Annotated in this window: 18 protein-coding genes; 7 read left to right on the top strand and 11 right to left on the bottom strand. The window is 57.3% G+C overall.

What is annotated here, in order from left to right:
• Nucleotides 1-3 precede the first annotated feature (3 nt).
• Nucleotides 4-1,329: a ferric reductase-like transmembrane domain-containing protein gene (locus VRY85_RS00460; RefSeq protein ID WP_414596626.1), complete on the bottom strand. Its 1,326-nt coding sequence runs from the start codon at nucleotides 1,327-1,329 to the stop codon at nucleotides 4-6.
• Between the two features lie 118 nt (nucleotides 1,330-1,447).
• Nucleotides 1,448-1,798, bottom strand: coding sequence for a PepSY domain-containing protein (locus VRY85_RS00455; RefSeq protein ID WP_414596625.1), 351 nt, complete (start codon nucleotides 1,796-1,798; stop codon nucleotides 1,448-1,450).
• Nucleotides 1,799-1,995: 197 nt separating this feature from the next.
• Here VRY85_RS00455 and VRY85_RS00450 point away from each other — a divergent pair, with 197 nt between their 5' ends.
• Genes VRY85_RS00450 through VRY85_RS00440 form a run of 3 tightly spaced genes read left to right on the top strand, consistent with a single transcriptional unit; the run spans nucleotide 1,996 to nucleotide 4,498 of the window.
• Nucleotides 1,996-2,382: a PepSY domain-containing protein gene (locus VRY85_RS00450; protein ID WP_414596624.1), complete on the top strand. Its 387-nt coding sequence runs from the start codon at nucleotides 1,996-1,998 to the stop codon at nucleotides 2,380-2,382.
• Nucleotides 2,382-3,044, top strand: a complete 663-nt coding sequence (locus VRY85_RS00445; protein WP_414596623.1) for a response regulator transcription factor — start codon at nucleotides 2,382-2,384, stop codon at nucleotides 3,042-3,044. Before VRY85_RS00450 ends, VRY85_RS00445 begins: the two co-directional genes overlap by 1 nt.
• On the top strand, nucleotides 3,044-4,498 hold the full coding sequence (locus tag VRY85_RS00440) for a sensor histidine kinase (protein WP_414596622.1): 1,455 nt from the start codon (nucleotides 3,044-3,046) through the stop codon (nucleotides 4,496-4,498). Before VRY85_RS00445 ends, VRY85_RS00440 begins: the two co-directional genes overlap by 1 nt.
• Nucleotides 4,499-4,526: 28 nt before the next feature.
• Here the strand turns inward: VRY85_RS00440 and VRY85_RS00435 are convergent, their stop codons facing one another.
• From VRY85_RS00435 to VRY85_RS00395, 9 genes are all read right to left on the bottom strand, one after another.
• Nucleotides 4,527-5,261, bottom strand: coding sequence for an HAD family hydrolase (locus VRY85_RS00435; protein ID WP_414596621.1), 735 nt, complete (start codon nucleotides 5,259-5,261; stop codon nucleotides 4,527-4,529).
• 6 nt (nucleotides 5,262-5,267) lie between these two features.
• Entirely contained in the window at nucleotides 5,268-6,089 is an 822-nt protein-coding gene (locus tag VRY85_RS00430) for a phosphodiesterase (RefSeq protein ID WP_414596620.1), read from the bottom strand.
• Between the two features lie 16 nt (nucleotides 6,090-6,105).
• Entirely contained in the window at nucleotides 6,106-7,155 is a 1,050-nt protein-coding gene (locus tag VRY85_RS00425) for an ABC transporter ATP-binding protein (protein ID WP_414596619.1), read from the bottom strand.
• Entirely contained in the window at nucleotides 7,152-7,988 is an 837-nt protein-coding gene (locus tag VRY85_RS00420; RefSeq protein WP_414596618.1) for an ABC transporter permease, read from the bottom strand. The genes VRY85_RS00425 and VRY85_RS00420 overlap by 4 nt, the downstream gene beginning before the upstream one ends.
• A gap of 9 nt (nucleotides 7,989-7,997) precedes the next feature.
• Nucleotides 7,998-8,798 carry an ABC transporter permease gene (locus VRY85_RS00415; protein ID WP_414596617.1) on the bottom strand — a complete coding sequence of 267 codons (801 nt, stop codon included), beginning with the start codon at nucleotides 8,796-8,798 and terminating at the stop codon, nucleotides 7,998-8,000.
• Nucleotides 8,799-8,862: 64 nt separating this feature from the next.
• Entirely contained in the window at nucleotides 8,863-9,888 is a 1,026-nt protein-coding gene (locus tag VRY85_RS00410; RefSeq protein ID WP_414596616.1) for an extracellular solute-binding protein, read from the bottom strand.
• Entirely contained in the window at nucleotides 9,888-10,742 is an 855-nt protein-coding gene (locus tag VRY85_RS00405; RefSeq protein WP_414596615.1) for a DeoR/GlpR family DNA-binding transcription regulator, read from the bottom strand. Before VRY85_RS00405 ends, VRY85_RS00410 begins: the two co-directional genes overlap by 1 nt.
• 126 nt (nucleotides 10,743-10,868) lie before the next feature.
• Nucleotides 10,869-11,837 (bottom strand): Bug family tripartite tricarboxylate transporter substrate binding protein, encoded by a 969-nt coding sequence (locus tag VRY85_RS00400; protein ID WP_414596614.1) that lies wholly within the window; start codon nucleotides 11,835-11,837, stop codon nucleotides 10,869-10,871.
• 23 nt (nucleotides 11,838-11,860) lie between these two features.
• Nucleotides 11,861-13,147, bottom strand: coding sequence for a carboxylesterase/lipase family protein (locus VRY85_RS00395; protein WP_414596613.1), 1,287 nt, complete (start codon nucleotides 13,145-13,147; stop codon nucleotides 11,861-11,863).
• Nucleotides 13,148-13,334: 187 nt separating this feature from the next.
• On the opposite strand from VRY85_RS00395, the gene VRY85_RS00390 reads away from it, so the two are divergent.
• From VRY85_RS00390 to VRY85_RS00375, 4 genes are all read left to right on the top strand, one after another.
• On the top strand, nucleotides 13,335-13,958 hold the full coding sequence (locus VRY85_RS00390) for a flavin reductase family protein (RefSeq protein WP_414596612.1): 624 nt from the start codon (nucleotides 13,335-13,337) through the stop codon (nucleotides 13,956-13,958).
• Between the two features lie 241 nt (nucleotides 13,959-14,199).
• On the top strand, nucleotides 14,200-14,601 hold the full coding sequence (locus VRY85_RS00385; protein WP_414596611.1) for a RidA family protein: 402 nt from the start codon (nucleotides 14,200-14,202) through the stop codon (nucleotides 14,599-14,601).
• Between the two features lies 1 nt (nucleotide 14,602).
• A complete protein-coding gene (locus tag VRY85_RS00380) occupies nucleotides 14,603-15,463 on the top strand; it encodes a fumarylacetoacetate hydrolase family protein (protein ID WP_414596610.1) in 861 nt (286 codons plus the stop codon).
• 29 nt (nucleotides 15,464-15,492) lie between these two features.
• Nucleotides 15,493-16,449: a Bug family tripartite tricarboxylate transporter substrate binding protein gene (locus VRY85_RS00375; RefSeq protein ID WP_414596609.1), complete on the top strand. Its 957-nt coding sequence runs from the start codon at nucleotides 15,493-15,495 to the stop codon at nucleotides 16,447-16,449.
• Nucleotides 16,450-16,485 lie beyond the last annotated feature (36 nt).

The raw sequence follows: 16,485 nt of genomic DNA, 5'->3' as shown, positions 1-16,485 counted from the left end.
ACCTTACCGCATATCAAATGCCTCTCTGTGCATGTGTACACCTCTTCCTAGAACGGCTTGCAAACCATTTTCCAGGCTTTTTGCAAAACCCGCTGGGCCGCAGAACCAGACGTCCATCCGGCTGTTGCTGGCCGTGCCTTCGCCTAACAGGCTGTGCGCATCCAATCGCTGAGAACGACTGGCATCGTGAATCTGCAGCGTGATATTGGGCAAAGCATCGCACAAAGCACGCACCCGTTCGACAAATGGGTCCTTACTTGCATCGCGTACGCAATAGTGCATCTGAACTGGCGACTCCAGCGGCACCCGCTGTATATGCTCCAACCAGGCCAGGAAGGGTGTGATGCCGATGCCGCCTGCCACCCAGACCTGGGCCGCGCTGGTACGCCCTTTTTGGTAATCGAGGCGCCCGTAAGGGCCTTCTATCAGAACCGACTGCCCTTCATGCAAGCGAGTGGCAAGTTTACGCGTGTAATCGCCCAGCGCCTTGATCTGGAAGGTGATCCGTTGTGAGCCAGGCTGTGGCGCACTGGCGATTGTAAAAGGATGGGGGCCTTCTGCACGATCAAAGGTCACGAAAGCGAATTGGCCGGGTCGGTGTCCGCGCCACCCCGAGCCTGGCTCGCACACGACTTCAAGTACATCGCCTAGCTGATTGAGTGAAACAATACGACCCTGATGCTGCCGGCGCCGTCCGATCCGTTGCGCCAACGACACCACGGCAGCAACAGACCCCGCGGCGAGTAAGAGCGCCAGCAGTGCGCCGGTGGGGCCGCTCCAATATATTGCAGGCGTCAAGGCGACAGTATGAAAGACCAGTATCAGGTAGATCGCCGGCATCACCTTGTGCAACACGCGCCATGGACGGTAGGGAAAGCGCTTCCACAATGCGAGTACGAGCAGAGCCAGCAGAATATAGATCGCCCATTCGCCCATGTCCTTTGCCGGTGAACGCCAAGACTGCGCGAAGAACAACACCACGTCTTTGGCAGGCCGACCGCTTTGACCGATCAGGTCGCGCAGTTCGCTACCACCAAGTTTAATAAGCCAGTGTGCCGCGCCGAACAGAATCGCCAGTATCCCCGCCCATTTATGGAGATTGTAGATTCTGTCCATCCCGCCCAATGGCCCCTCGAGCCACGCAGGCCGCGTTGCCAGCACCATGCACAATGACATCAGCCCGATGGACCACAAGCCGGTCAAGTACAAGCCATAACGTTGAACGAGCCAGGGCCAGGAACCTGACGTAGGATGCATGTAAAGAGCATCCCATGCCCAAAAGCCAGCCAGGCTGATGATAAACAAACTCAAAAAATGTCTGGTTTTCATGATGCGAGTCCTCTCGCTCCGTTGGAGCTGGAGGCGTCCGGCCTGCCGTGTCGGGCAGGCTCATGAGCCTCCATGGTGAACCGGGTTCAAACGGCGCAACAACAAGTCGAAGACACCATCAGTCGTCGTCGCGTACCTTCTTCTTCATGACCGTTCCATCCAACGGATTGATATAAAGCTTTACAAAGCGGCCTTGCGCATCTCTAGCTTTGACCTCGTAACCCTGCTTCTCGCGTTCGATCTCACTAACATCGGTGTAACCAGCTGCTGTCACCCGCTCATAGACCTCCCCAAGATTGAGCCAGGGGAGTTTCTGGTTGCTACCGGCCGTGGATTCTATGGCTGTTGGTGCAGGAGTGGCTGCAGTTGCGGGGGATATTGTGTCGGTCTGCGCGAACGCCAGGCCGGCCGTAACAGCTGCACTGCTGAGGGCCACGATAACGATAGATTGTTTAATACGATTAGACATAATGCACTCCGTGAGGTTGTGAGAAACTGCCGTGCCAACATCGTGTGGGCCGTGCCTGGTACTCGCTGTCATTATGTAAAAGCCCTCATGAACATTTCGTGAAGCGCTCGTTCATACACCGTTCATATAAAGGCCGTTATAAGGGGATGAAGCCGAAGTGGTTCCCCATTGCGAAATGGGCATAAAGAGGATTTGGTATGAAAGCAAACGATTCACGCATTGGCATCCGCCATGCGAGGCGCCGCAAGCTGATCGCGGGGTTGCTCTTTGCGGCACTGGCGGCGCCCGCGGCCGGCATTGCACAACACCCGAAACACCAGTCCCACGACCGCAGCGACCACGAGGAAGCCCGTCGTGCACTGTTATCGGGCGAAGTTCTGTCGCTGCGGCAGGTACTGGACATCGTTGCAAACGAGTATCCGGGTGAGCCGGTGGAAATTGAGTTCGAATACGACGACGGCATGTATCTTTACGAACTCAAACTCTTGCAAGCATCGGGCAGAATCGTCAAGATGAAGGTCGACGCCTCCAATGGAAAAATCATTGCCGTTAAGGCGCGCGGCACGAAAGAAGAGGACGACTGATGCGGATCCTGGTGGTTGAAGATGATCCCGCACTGGCCGGGCAGTTGCACCATGCTTTGTCAGACGCGGGCTACGCAGTTGACTCGGCCTCTGACGGCGCCGAGGCGCACTTCCAGGGCGCTATCGAAACGTATGACGCCGTCGTACTTGACTTGGGTCTGCCCGTTATGGACGGCCTGACAGTGCTGAGGAAGTGGCGCAGCGAACAACGCAACATGCCTGTGCTGATTCTCACTGCACGCGACAACTGGCACGAGAAAGTGGGCGGCATTGACGCCGGGGCGGACGACTATCTGACCAAGCCCTTCCACATGGAAGAATTACTCGCACGCCTGCGCGCGCTCATTCGGCGCAGCGGCAACCACGCCAGTGCGAAGTGGACTTGCGGCAGCATCGTGTTAGATACCCGCCATGCTCGGGTGACCGTCGACGGCCAGGCGCTAAGTCTCACGGGCCACGAATATCGCGTCCTGACAGCTTTGATGCAACACGCCGGCGAAGTGGTATCACGCAGCGAACTGGTCGACCATATTTACGCCCAAGACTTCGACCGCGACTCCAACACTATCGACGTCTTCATTGGCCGGCTGCGCAAGAAGCTACCACCCGGGACAATTGAAACGGTGCGTGGGCTGGGTTATCGCCTGTGTGAGGTCGGTTGATGCGGGGTACGCTACACCGCCTGCGCCACTCCTTGCGCGGCCGCCTGCTGCTTGGAACCGTCGCATGGGTCCTGGTATCGGTACTGGTAGCTGGATGGGCGCTGACCGATCTTTTCCGGCAACACCTTACACGTCAGTTGGCCGCCGAACTGGCCGTCTACGAAAACCAGCTCATTGCGTCACTCTCCGTTGACGAGTACGGTCTGGCGACACTGGCCTTCGAACCCTCCGACCCACGGCTGCAGCTTCCCTATTCCGGTCTTTACTGGCAGATTGACCGGCTGGCGACGGATACCGTTCCTGAGCAAGGCATATTTCGTTCGCGCTCACTATGGGACCAAACCCTCACAGTGCCTGCAAACCGTGCACAGCACGAGGAAGGCCGATTACAAACGCTGGCCGACCCGCGCGGCAGTCCGCTGCTAGCCTTGGTGCGTACGATTACGCCACCTGAGGGGGCGGCAACATATCGACTGATCGTGGCCAGTGGCGAGGAAACGCTCAGCGCCCCCCTATCGCAGTTCAGTACGATGCTGGCAATCTTTCTGGGCCTGCTGGCGTTAGGCTTGGGAGCGGCTGCTGTGGTGCAATTGGTTGTCAGCCTGCGGCCATTGGCAGATCTACGACGACGATTAAGCGAGGTGCGTGCGGGCAAGTCGAACAATATCGAGGGCCGCTTCCCCTCGGAGCTACAGCCGCTCGTCGATGAATTCAATGCTGTCTTGCTTAACAACAATGAAATCGTGCAGCGGGCTCGTACACAGGCGGGCAACCTCGCACACGCCATTAAAACCCCGCTGTCCGTACTGGCCAATGCGTCAGAGAACGAAGTGACGCCCTTCGGCAAACTGGTATCGGAGCAAGTTCGTCTCGCAAGTCGGCAAGTCGAACACCACTTAGCACGTGCCCGCGCTGCGGCCGCCGTTCGCACCCTTGGCATACGCACCGAAGTCCTTCCCGTACTGCAGGGGTTGACCCGCGTATTGACCCGACTATATGCCGCGAAAGGCGTGCGGGTGAAGCTCGACGGTATTGATGGTGACTGGGTATTCAGGGGCGAGCAGCAAGATCTTCAGGAGATGATGGGCAATCTGATGGAGAACGCGTGCAAGTGGGCAGACCGCGAGGTGCGGGTGTCAGTAAAAGCACAGGTCAGTACGCCGACCGGGGTAGGGGCGACGAGCGATAGTCTGCCCGAACCGGCAATAAAGCCCGAACCAGACGGCGACATGATGCTCTTACAGATTGAGGACGACGGTCCGGGCTTACCCGAAGCTCAGCGTGAGGATATCTTCCAACGCGGCGTCCGCATGGACGAACGCACGCCCGGCTCAGGATTAGGCCTGGCGATTGTGCGGGATCTCGCAAGCACCTATGGCGGTTCCGTTTGTGCGGAAGCATCTGAACTGGGGGGCTTGAGAATTATGTTGGTTTTACCGGGCGGACGTTCCTGATCTGTCGCTCAATCACAACCGGGGGCTGTCAAACCTCCAAGGGATACTGGGAATCCGACACAACTGGTGAGGTTGCATGCTCACCCGTGCTCAGTCGCGCTGCCGCCTGTGCTTTCCAACTGCGCTGTGGCCAGCCGTGTTGCTCGGCTACAGCCTGCAGTTTGGGGTCGGGGTTAACGACGACGGGGAAATGAACGGCTTGAAGCAGTGGGATGTCGTTGGCCGAATCGGAATAAAAATGTGAGCTTTGAATGCTTTCGCTCTGCAAGGGCACGCCCAGCCAGGCCTCGACGCGGGCGATTTTGTGTTCGCGGAATGACGGCAAGCCCACTGTGCGCCCCGTCACCTGATCGTCCGCCACTTCCACTTCCGAGGCAATCACAGGCACCTTGAGTGCCTGCCCTAACACCCCGACAATGACAGAGTTGGTTGCCGTCACAATGGCCACTTTGTCCCCTGCTTCTTGATGGGCCCTTAGCGCTGCCAAGGCGTCCGGCGCGACCCGAGGCAGGAGCTCGGTTTGCACAAAACCCTGCAATATCGGTTGCCATTCGCTCATTCGACGCGAAGCCAGTACGCCGATGTGAAAGTGCATATACGCAGCCATATCGAGCTGTTCGCGGGCGTACAACTCCATGAAATGCTGCTGGCGCGAGATCGTGTCGGAATCGACCAAGCCGTGCGCCACCAGATGCGCAATCCACAGCACATTGGTGTCCCCGTCGAGCAGGGTGTGATCAAGGTCGAATAATGCGATTTTCATTTGTATTCATTCATCCAATAGTTTGCCGTTGGCATCGTAGAAGGGGTAAGGCCCTTCAAAATCCCCTAATACAACGGCATGGCTCAGCAGCGTGCCATCCTTCCAGCGGTGCAACATAAAGCCGGGCGGCTCCAGCGTGAAGCCGCCGGGTTCCCCGCCCTCCAGCTCCAGTGCCACCTGGTGCGCCGGGCTCACGCTACACAGCACGGGGCGGCCACCCACTGTCGTAAAGATATTGCGGTGCAAGTGGCCGCACACCACCGCCTGCACTTGGGGGTGCTGCCGCAATATCTCTGCGAACTCAGGGGTGCCGGTCAAGCCAATGCGGTCCATATGCTCAATACCGCTGATAAACGGCGGGTGATGCATCATGACCAAGGTGGGGGCCGTGGGCTGAGCCGCTAAGGTCTGAGCGAGCCATTGCAAACGCTGTTCACAGAGTTCCCCCCGGCTTTCTCCGGGCACAAGCGTATCCAGCCCCACAATGCGTAAGGGGTAGCGCCCATCAATGGCGTAGTGCAGGAAGCCGCTGGCGGGCAAGTAATCGTGGTCGGAAAACGCTTGGCGCAGCGCTTCTCGCTCGTCATGGTTACCGGGAATAACCAAATAAGGAATCACCAGCGGCTCCAGCAACTGCCGCAAATGTGCGTACTCCTGCGGGTGGCCGAAGTCCACTAGGTCGCCCGTAATCAAGACTAAATCAGGCCTCGGCCGCAGTGCATTCAGCTTTGCCACCGCGCGTTCCAGATAGCTTGCCGTATTGATACACCCGTAGGTGAGTTTGCCGACTTGCTTGATGTGCGTGTCGGTAATTTGCGCAATCCACATAGAGTTTCTCCTGCCCTCAGGCAACCAAAGCCGCTTCGGTGCCAAGAAGCATCACCACACGTTGGCCCGGCTGAAGGTCGCAACGCGCCGCACTTTCCACAACAATGTGTTTTTCCTGGCCAATATCCACCAGCAGCCGGGTGCGGTCGCCCAGATAAAAGCTCGCACTCACGTTGCCTTGCAAGCCTTCGTTTTGCAATTCGGTTGAAACGCGTACGTCTTCCGGGCGGAACATCAGCTCCGCCTGATCTTTATCTTCGGCCTGTACAGCGAGCGAGCCTGCCGGGCAGGTGAAGCGGCGTACAGAAATATTGCCGCGCACGCGGTTCATCGTACCGATGAAGTCGGCAACAAAAGCGTTCTTCGGCTGATGATAGATCTGGCGCGGCGTACCAATCTGGGAAATCGCCCCTTCGGACATCACCACAATCCGGTCGCCAAGCGCCATGGCTTCCGCCTGGTCATGCGTGACGTAAACGGCGGTGATTCCCAGTTGGCGTAGCAACATATTGATTTCCACACGCAGGGAATCCCGTAACTGGGCGTCCAGCGCGGTCAGCGGCTCATCTAACAGGAGCACGCGAGGGCGGGTCGCAATCGCCCTGGCCAAGGCAACCCGTTGGCGTTGCCCTCCGGATAGCTGGTCGATATGCCGGTTCGCCAGCTTAGTCAGCCGCATCATCTCCAGCATTTCGCCCACACGCTCTCTTTGCTGTGCAGCCGGGAGCTTCTGAATCCGCAGGCCGTAACCGACGTTTTCGGCCACAGTCATATTGGGGAACAAGGCATAGGATTGGAACACCATGCCCACATTACGCTTGGCAATGTCCAAGGCGGTGACATCCTGCCCGTTGAATAGCACTTGGCCGCCTGGGTCCGGCGTTTCCAGGCCCGCAATCAGACGCAAGGTGGTCGTTTTCCCGCAACCGGATGGGCCCAAGAGCACCAAGGTCTCGCCGGGAAAAATTTCCAAATTCATATCCTGCAGCACGCGCGTACCGTCAGGAAACGTCTTTGCACAATGACGTAACTCGATCGAAATGGCTTGATAGGAAGATGTAGTCATGACTTAACTAAAACCAAACCTTGATCGGCCGGTTTTTTATCAATGAATTTTCGGGTTCTGGGTTTAGCCAAGGCTTGCGTGGCAACCAGCAATGGAACAATGATCACGAAGAAAATCAGGGTGTAAGCACTACCCACTTCCAACCGCATAGAGGCATAGGCATCCGCCAGCCCAACGGGCAGTGTCTTGGTGTACGGGGTGTGCAGCAGCCAAGTCAGGTTGAACTCACCAATGGACAAGGTCAGCACCATCAAAGCACCGGCCACAATCCCATGGCGGCAGTTAGGCAGCACCACATGGGCAAACCGCTGCCAGTGGCTCGCACCCAAGGAAGCGGCCCCCTCTTCCAGCGTTTTGAGGTCCAGCGTCAGCATCACGGCCAGCACGGCACGCACCATGAACGGCAAGGTGAACAGCACATGGCCAACGAGGATGAAAGTCCACGAACCACGGAAGTTGCCCACACTGCCGTAGACGGACACCAACGCCAACGCCGTGGCCAGCCCCGGCACCGCAATGGGCAGCATCAGCAGTTCTTCAAAGAGGCGGGTAATGCGATTGCTGCGGCGCGCCAACACATAAGCGGCCGGCACACCCAGCACCAACGTACAAGCCAAACAGGCTAAAGCGATGCCAATGGAACGGGCGATGGTGTCCCCGTAGGCATGCCAGACCTCGACAATCCAGCGCAGGGTCAAACCACTTTCCAGGCCGACGAAATAGTTCACCGTCAGGCCTGCAAGGGCGGACATGACCACCGGAATAATCAGAAAGCCGCAGACTAACAGCGAGAAAATCAGCTGTAGTGAGAAAAACAATTTTTTAGGTTTCATGAAAATCCCTCAGCCCGCTGCAGCCACTGTGCCACCGCCGGCAGACCTCGCAATCGCCAATACCAGCCAAGTGATGGCTCCAAGGAAAAAGCTCAGCGCAGCCGCCATGGCCATGTTGGCCGACAGAGTGAATTCCGTGTAAATCACCATGGGCATCACATTGATGCGGGTCGCCAGAGTAAAGGCCGTACCAAAGGCACTGACCGCCGTGGCAAAACAGATCGCGCCGGAAGAAATCAGAGCAGGTTTCAACGCAGGGACGATGACATCCCTGACCACGCGCCAATTACTGGCGCCCAAGGAACGCGCCGCTTCTTCCAAGCGGGGGTCCATTTTTTCCGCAGCCGCCATAATCGTGACGATGGTGCGCGGAATGGAAAAATAGAGATAGCCCAGAAACAGGCCAAACATGGAATAGGCAAACACCAGCTTGCCGCCACCCAAAGCTTCTGTGATCTGGCCCACCAAACCTTGGCGGCCCGCCAGCATAATGATCATGAAGCCAACCACTACCCCTGGAAATGCCAGCGGCAGAGTCAGCATAGACGTCAGGAGACTGCGCCCCGGGAAGTCGTTGCGCTGTAGAAAGACCCCCGAAATACCGCTGATTATCAGCGTGGCGACCGTAGTTGCAACGGCAACCAGCAACGTGGCCACCATGGATTCCAAATAATGGGCGTTGGTCAGAACTTCAGCGTACGCCATCCAGCCCAGTTCCCCGCTGCCGCCTAAGAGGAACAACTTACCCATGGGCAAGAGAAAGAACACCGCAAAGAAAATCAGGACTGGCGCTAGTAATAGGTAAATCATGTGTAGACCCGTAACGTCGCTCCGACGCCGGTTTTGCCCGGCGTCGGAGCGCATAGATGCCGACTTAGTTCACTTCCTTGCGGTAGCGGTCAATGATGTCGTCTTGAGCGGCTGCCAGCTTTTGCAGGTCAATGGGCATGACACGCTCGTACTCGCTGTCAGGCAGGAACTTGGCCTTGGCTTCTTCACTCATATGCTCGGCGAACACAGGGCGCAGAAAGGCGTTACCCCACATGCGCTGGCTGTCCGGCGACAGCACAAAATCCAACACACGCTTGCCATTGGCTTCGTTGGGAGCGCCCTTCACCAAACCAATGACGTAAGGCATATTCACGGTGCCTTCTTCAGGAATGACGAAGGTGACAGGCGCCTTGTCGGTGTACTGCGCGCGATAAGCGTTGAAGTCGTAATCCAGCAGGATTGGAATTTCACCCGACAGCACGCGGGCATAAGAGGTCTGCTTAGGAACGATGGGCTGGTTGTCTTGCAGCTGATTCAGATACTGAATAGCGGTATCCAGGTTGTCGTAGCTGCCACCCAGTGCTAGGTTGACCGCCATTACCCCCAACTGCCCGACCGCCGCCGAAGTGGGGTCCAGGTAACCCACCATACCTTTGTATTCGGGCTTCAGCAGGTCGGCCCAGCTTTTGGGAACCGGCGTATCGCCCAGCGCAGCCGTGTTCACAAAGAAGCCCAGCGTGCCCGAGTGAATCGAGAACCAATGCCCTTCCGGGTCTTTCAGGCTTTCTGGGATCTTGTCCCAGCCTTCCGGTTGGTAAGGCTGAAGAACCCCTGCTTCTTTAGCAGCACCGGAAGCGATACCGCCCAGGTACACCACGTCAGCGACGGGTTTCTTTTGTTCGGCGAGCAAAGCAGCGATGGACTGACCCGAGTTCTTATTGTCGGGCGGCATTTGAATATTGAGCTGCTCCTTGATAGCTTTGAGCTGGGAACCCCAGTCGGCCCATTCAATGCCGCAGTTGTAGCAAACTGCACGGTCCGAAGCCTGGGCCGGCGTAGCGACACCCGCCACGGCGGTGAAGGCCAGAGCCGCAGCAGCGGCAAGTCGTTTAATAGAGAAGTTAGACATCAGTGACTCTCTGTTGGTGAGGAGGGTGAAGGCGTATAGACCTGAACGCCTGCGGCATTCACAATTTTCAGAATGTGTGCAGGAAGTTCGCGGTCCGTGAAAATAGAATCCACATCCGTGATACGGCTGTGTCGGACAGTGGCCCGTCGTCCGAACTTTGAAGCGTCAAAGGCAAGAAAGCGCTGGCGGCAATTGCGGGCAAGCTGCCGGTGCATGCGCGCTTCATCCTCATGGAAGTCGAGCAACATGCCATCGAACGAAATCGCCCCCACGCCAAAGATGCCGATATCCACCGAGTAGCGGTCGAAAAAACCATGGGCCTCGGCCGACACAATATCCAAGTCGCGGTTACGTACTCGCCCACCCGGAATACAGATTTCGATCTCCGGATTACGGGCAAGCGCCACCACCGCGTTGAGGTTATTCGTCATCACGCGCAGGTTTTTCTTGTGAACCAGGGCGACCGCGCATAGCTCCAATGTGGTGCCAATGCCCAGGAAGATCGAGCTGCCGTCGGGAACCTGCTCCGCCACCAAGGCAGCGATCTGCTGCTTAGCTGCATGGCCCTGTTGACGGCGTTCCGCATAGTCAGCGTTATTCAGAGCCTGAGGCGGCCAGATACCGCCGTGGCTACGCCGGCACAAGCCCTGCTCGGCAAGTGCATTGACGTCTCGGCGAATCGTCTGGTCACTGACACGAAACGCATCTGACAAATCGGTGATCGACTGAAACCCCAGCGCATTAAGACGCGCCAGGATTTGCGATTGTCGAGCTTCCCGAGTGTTCGCTCGATCATCGACGTGCTTTCGATTGAGCAATTCAAAGTTCATATGCGCATGATCAATCATGCGCATGACATAGGCATTGCGGTTCTGTGAAATCTAGATGACAGGGGTGGAGGGAGGGGGAAGGCGGAGCTCCGGCTTTGCGGCAGGAGCCCGTGTAGAGGGGTGTTCTAGTCTTGCGGGTAGCGGTGCTGCTTAGGGCTGCAAAGAAATACCCAGTTCTTTAATCAGCGGCTCCATCGCTTGGCGGTCTGCGTCAATCACCTGCTGAAACTCAGCGGGGCTGCTGGCGGCAGGCACCATGCCCAGAATGGTCATCTGAGCGAGCATGTCGGGGGTTTGCAAGATTTCCGCAACAGCCTGCTGCAGTTCGTCGACGATGGTCTGGTCGATTCCGGCAGGCGCCATCAAGCCAATCCACGGTTCAGCGGCATAATCCACGCCTTCCTCAAGCAAAGTTGGGGTGTCCGGCAACCCGGAAAATCGCTGCGCGCCAGTCAAAGCCAAGGGGCGCAGGCGGCCCCCTTCAATTAGGGCACGGGCGCTGGAAGGCGTATCTAACGCAATGTCTAGCTGCCCGTTCACCACATCGCTTTGAGTTTTGCTGGATGAAGAAGTCGGCACATAGAGCGCCTCAATCCCTAATTGGCGGGCCACTTGTTCCCACGTCAGGTGAAACGCCGTGCCAATCGAGAAAGAACCGATACTCAAATCTTGCTGCCTGGCGGCTTGCTCAAAGTCTTTCCAGCTCTTTAGGGGGCTGTCTTCACGCACCACGAAAAGGAAAGGGGTACGAGCCACCATTGAAATAGGCTGGAGATCTTTCTGAGGGTCGAAAGGCAATGACTTAGTAGCAAACGGCACAATGGTCACAGCAGAGGCGACCACCAAGGCCAAGGTGTGGCCATCGGGCTTGGATTTAGCCAGCAAGTTCGTGCTGATAATGCTGGAAGCCCCAGGGCGGTTTTCAACAATTACGGCCTGCCCCCACCGCTCGTGCAGTTTTTCCGCCAACAGACGCCCCATCAAATCGACGGGCCCCCCGGGATTATTACTAACAATCAACCGCACAGGCTGAGAGGGATAATCGGCGGCTGACGCGGGAACAGCAAACCCGGCCAGAGAGGCGGCCAGAACCGATGCCGCCATGAATTTCTTAAGCACGAAAGCTCTCCTATAGATGAGCGTTATTTAAAAGTAGTCAGGTGAGGGAAAACAGATGTCTCTGGCGCCCCCCCACGGATGAAGTCGATCCACTGCCGCTGCATCGTGTCGACCAACCCCTCCATGTGCGAGGCAGGGGCGGCGTGCAACATGGGTGCGTCCTGAAAGGCGCACAGCGTACCAAAAACAAAAGGCAGTTCAATGCAGTGACACGCCCCAAAGCATTCGGTCGGCGCATAATCAAACCGATACAGGTAAGCCTTGCGCCCGGCCCGGGCCGCATACTCCGCCCACTGCCTCGAAGGCGCGCCAAAAATACGATCGCCAACAGCATGGCTGGCGGGGCCCGTATCAAAACCGGGGAAGGCGGCCATCTCGTCTTGCGTGTAGCCAATGAGTACATCGGCCTGGGTAGCCACTTCAGGCAGGATGTCGGCCGCATCGCTGGCGATGACCTCGCCATCGACAACGGGCGAGAATAACGCCCGCCCCGCTCCCTTCTCCTTCAGCGCCTGAACCACTTGGGGCGCTTGCTGAGCCTTTAGGAAGGTGGAATAAGGAAGTGTTCTGGCGTGGTCCAGATCCTTCGCACCCGCAGCTTCCAACACTAAGCCTGCGAGCGATGCCGCATCCGCCGACGACCAAAAGCCCCGACCCATAGAGGCGCTTTGCACAATGACGCGAGGGTACCGGGCTTGCCTTGCCATCAGACAAGCAATCGAAGTCGCCCCGGCAGATTGCCCCATCAACGTGATGTTCTCGGGGTCGCCACCAAACGCTTCGATGTTTTCCACCACCCATTGAATCGCCGCTTCTTGGTCGAGCAGACCTACGTTGGCGGTTTCCCCCGGCACATGCAGCCACCCCAACGCAGCGAGCCGGTAGTTGGGCGTCACCACGACAAGGTCGCCTTTCTCCGCCAGCGCCGCCCCGTTATACCAATCCAAAGCCCCGCCCCCACTCTGCCAGGCGCCCCCATGCAACCACACCAAAACAGGGCGGCGCTTGGCGTCAGCAGCGGGCGTCCAGACCGTCAGGTGCAAGCAGTCTTCCGACTGCTCGTTATGGATGTCGCCCATCACATTCGCCAACCGTGACGGCAATTGAGGCGCAATAGGGCCGGGGCGAGTGGCATCCCGTGTTCCCTGCCAAGACCCTGCGGGCACGGGCGGCTTAAAACGCAAGTCGCCCACCGGAGCCTGCGCAAACGGTATGGCGCTGAAACGGTATACCCCGCCGTCCCGGCGACCGGTCAGCGCCCCTTGTTGAATGTGAAGAGAGAGAAGATCAGTGTCGGGGGTTGTGGACATGGGTTGCAGCTGCCAAGTGAAAATGTAGTGGTGTGTTGGATTTTAGGCGTAGCGCCGTGTGGGTTTGCAAGGGCCGTAACCCACATGGCCAGCTCTATCTAGCGTGCTATACCCGTGAAGGCATCCTTCGGCTAATCTATTCGGAAAACATAGGCACACATCAAAACCTCTACCGTGATATCAAGCAATGAGAATCCTCGCATCCTCCCTTAACCCCGAAGAAACCTACAAGCTCATGACCGGCGTCGTTGTCCCTCGCCCTATTGCCTGGATCACCAGCCAAGGCGACAGCGGCGTCATCAACGCGGCGCCTTTCAGCTGCTACACCATCGTCGCGCACAAGCCCCCGATGATCGGGGTGAACATTGGCAGTCGAGCCGGGGTGCGGAAAGACACTGCTCGCAATATCCACGAACGTAAGGAGTTCGTCGTCAATATCGCCGATGAAAGTCTGCTACTACCGCTACATGAAAGCGCGGCGGAGTACGAGCCGGATGTCAGCGAAGTGGAGCTTTTAGGGCTAGGGACTGTGGATAGCAACCTGATTAGCGTACCTCGTTTGGCCTCTGTGCCAGTCGCCTTGGAGTGCAAACTGCACTCTGTCACGCCATATGGCGATACGGGTGCAGAATTTTATGTCGGCGAAGTCGTGGCCATTCATGTGAGAGACGATGCCATCCAAGACGGCAAAATCGATAGCGCCAAATTGCGTCCGGTGTGCCGCTTAGCGGGGCCGAACTATGCGCATCTTGGCGAAATCATCACGTTGAAACCGCTGAAGCAGACCGAACGAACCGTAGTTACGGAGTAACGTTCTAGCCTTGCCAGAACGAACTTAATTCGACCGATTCGGCCGATCACAGGCCGGCACCGCACGGCTTACCGCAGCACCCATCAAACGAGCACGCGATATTCGGCGTCTCCCCTTCCTACTTTAGGGTTATCCGGAACACACATCGATATGTTGAAGTTGACCATTCACTCAACTTCAACATATCATCAACCCAACTGTGAAATTTCACTATTAGGTTAGAAGAATTTAAGAGGTAATCATGAGCCGTAAAGAACGCATCACTAGTCCGCACGTCGCCGAGGCGGCGCCCGGCATGTGGTCCAACTGCCTGAAAGTAGACGACACGCTCTACATCTCGGGGCTTACCGCCCGCGCCAACGACGGCACGAGCATTGTGGGCGAAACACCCTACGAACAAGCGCACTACATCTTCACCAAGATGAAGCATCTGGTAGAAGCCGCGGGCGGCAAGATGGACGACATGGTGACGCTTACCGTCTACGTCACGGATATAAAGTACAACGAAGGGGTATGGAAAGCGCGTCGCGAATTCTTTACCGGCGACTTCCCCGCATGCGCCTTGGTCGGCGTAAAGGAACTCGCCAAACCCGAGATACTGGTAGAGATCCAGGGTCAGGCTCGTCTGGGCGCGGCAGGCTGATATGAAGCTGGTTCGATTTGAATACAACGGCGCTGTCAGCGTCGGAGCTCTGGAAGAGGAAAACATCCTGCCTATCCCCGGGCTCGACAGCTTGTCAAACATCGTGAGCGGTGAACGGATCGCTGATCCGAACAGCCAAAACGCCGTACCACTTGCCAATGTGAAGCTGCTCGCACCCGTCGTCCCCCAGCGCAATGTGTTTTGCGTGGGCTGGAACTACCTGAAGCATTATGAAGAGAGCAAGGGCAAGAGAGAGGGGCAAGAAGAGCCGCTGCCCGAACGCCCAACCCTCTTCACTAAGTTACCGACAACCATCGCTAACCCGGGTGATGTTCTCCCGCTGCACCAAGCCTATACGCAGAAGCTGGATTGGGAAGTTGAGCTCGCCATAGTGATCGGTAAAGCGGGGCGCGACATCAGCGAAGCCGACGCGTTAAGCCATGTATATGGCTACACAATCGCCAACGACATTAGCGCCCGAGATCTTCAGCGCGCGCACGGCGGCCAGTGGTTCAAGGGCAAATCCTTGGATCACACTTGCCCACTCGGCCCGGTACTGGTCACGGCGGATGAAATCACTGACCCACAGAACCTGGATATTCAGCTCACCTTGAATGGCGAGGTCATGCAGTCGGCCAACACCAACCGTCAGATTTTCCCCGTGGCGCGCATCATCGCTGAGCTATCTGCCGGCATGACGCTGTTGCCGGGCGATGTGATTCTCACGGGCACTCCGGATGGCATTGGCGCTGCGCGGACACCACCACGATTCTTGCAGGACGGTGACATTGTGGAATGCCAAGTGGAAGGCATCGGCACACTCACCAACCGCTTTAGCTCCGCCATTCAAGCAGTGATCTAAGTTGAAGTAACGCAGCCAAGGAATTATTTATGAAGAAAGCAATACTGAGTTTGGCATTGGCATTCGCATGTACGGGAGTCGCCGCAGAAGACTTCCCGTCTCGCCCCCTCACCCTCATCGTGCCGTATAGCGCCGGCGGTTCGTCCGACACGCTCGCCCGTGCACTGGGCGACGTCGTTTCCAAGGAAATCGGCCAAAGCGTCATCGTGGAAAACCGCCCTGGTGCCGGCACCGTGATCGGCGCACAAGGCCTGTTGAGCAAACCGGCTGACGGCCACACCGCCTTGCTGGTGGCTGCCAGCTTTGTGATTAACCCCCACACACTCAAGTCCCTCCCCTACGATACGGAGAAAGACTTCCAGCCCATCACGCAATTGGTCTCCAACCCGCACCTGCTGGTCGTCAATAACGATCTGCCCGCATCGGACTTGAAAGAGTTCACCCAATGGGTAAAGGACAACCCGAATATCGGCGCCTTCTCTTCCTTTGGGGCAGGCTCTTCCGGCCACCTGGGTTTTGAGCTGTTGAAGATGCACTCCGGCATCGACATGCTGCATGCCCCCTACAAGGGTTCCGCACCGGCAACTATGGCCGTATTGAGCGGTGAAGTTCATGCGACCCTTGGCGACGTCGGTGTTGTGGCCCCTCACGTCCAGGCTGGCAAGTTGAAGGCCATTGCGGTGACCGGTGATAAGCGCGTGGAAACCTTGCCCAATGTTCCGACTTTCGCCGAAGCCGGCTTACCCCAGTTTTCGTCACAATCGTGGTTCGGTTTGCTCACGCACGCCGAAGTGTCTGAAGACAAGGTTAAGCGCCTGAACGAACTCTTCACCACTGCGCTTTCGTCCGAACAAGTACAAACGGTGTTGAAGCAGCAGGCGATGGAGGCCCGCCCGACGACCCCGGAAGAATTTGGCGAGTTCATGAAGGCAGAAGGCAAGAAGTACGAAACGGTCATCAAAGAAGGCAACATCACACTAGAGTAGTTGCCAACCACAGCCTGCTGCCTCAGATACACGGCG

Origin of the sequence: Achromobacter sp. F4_2707 (assembly GCF_047501535.1) — a bacterium.
GTDB lineage: Bacteria > Pseudomonadota > Gammaproteobacteria > Burkholderiales > Burkholderiaceae_B > Yanghanlia.
This window is presented reverse-complemented; position numbering and strand designations above follow the sequence as displayed.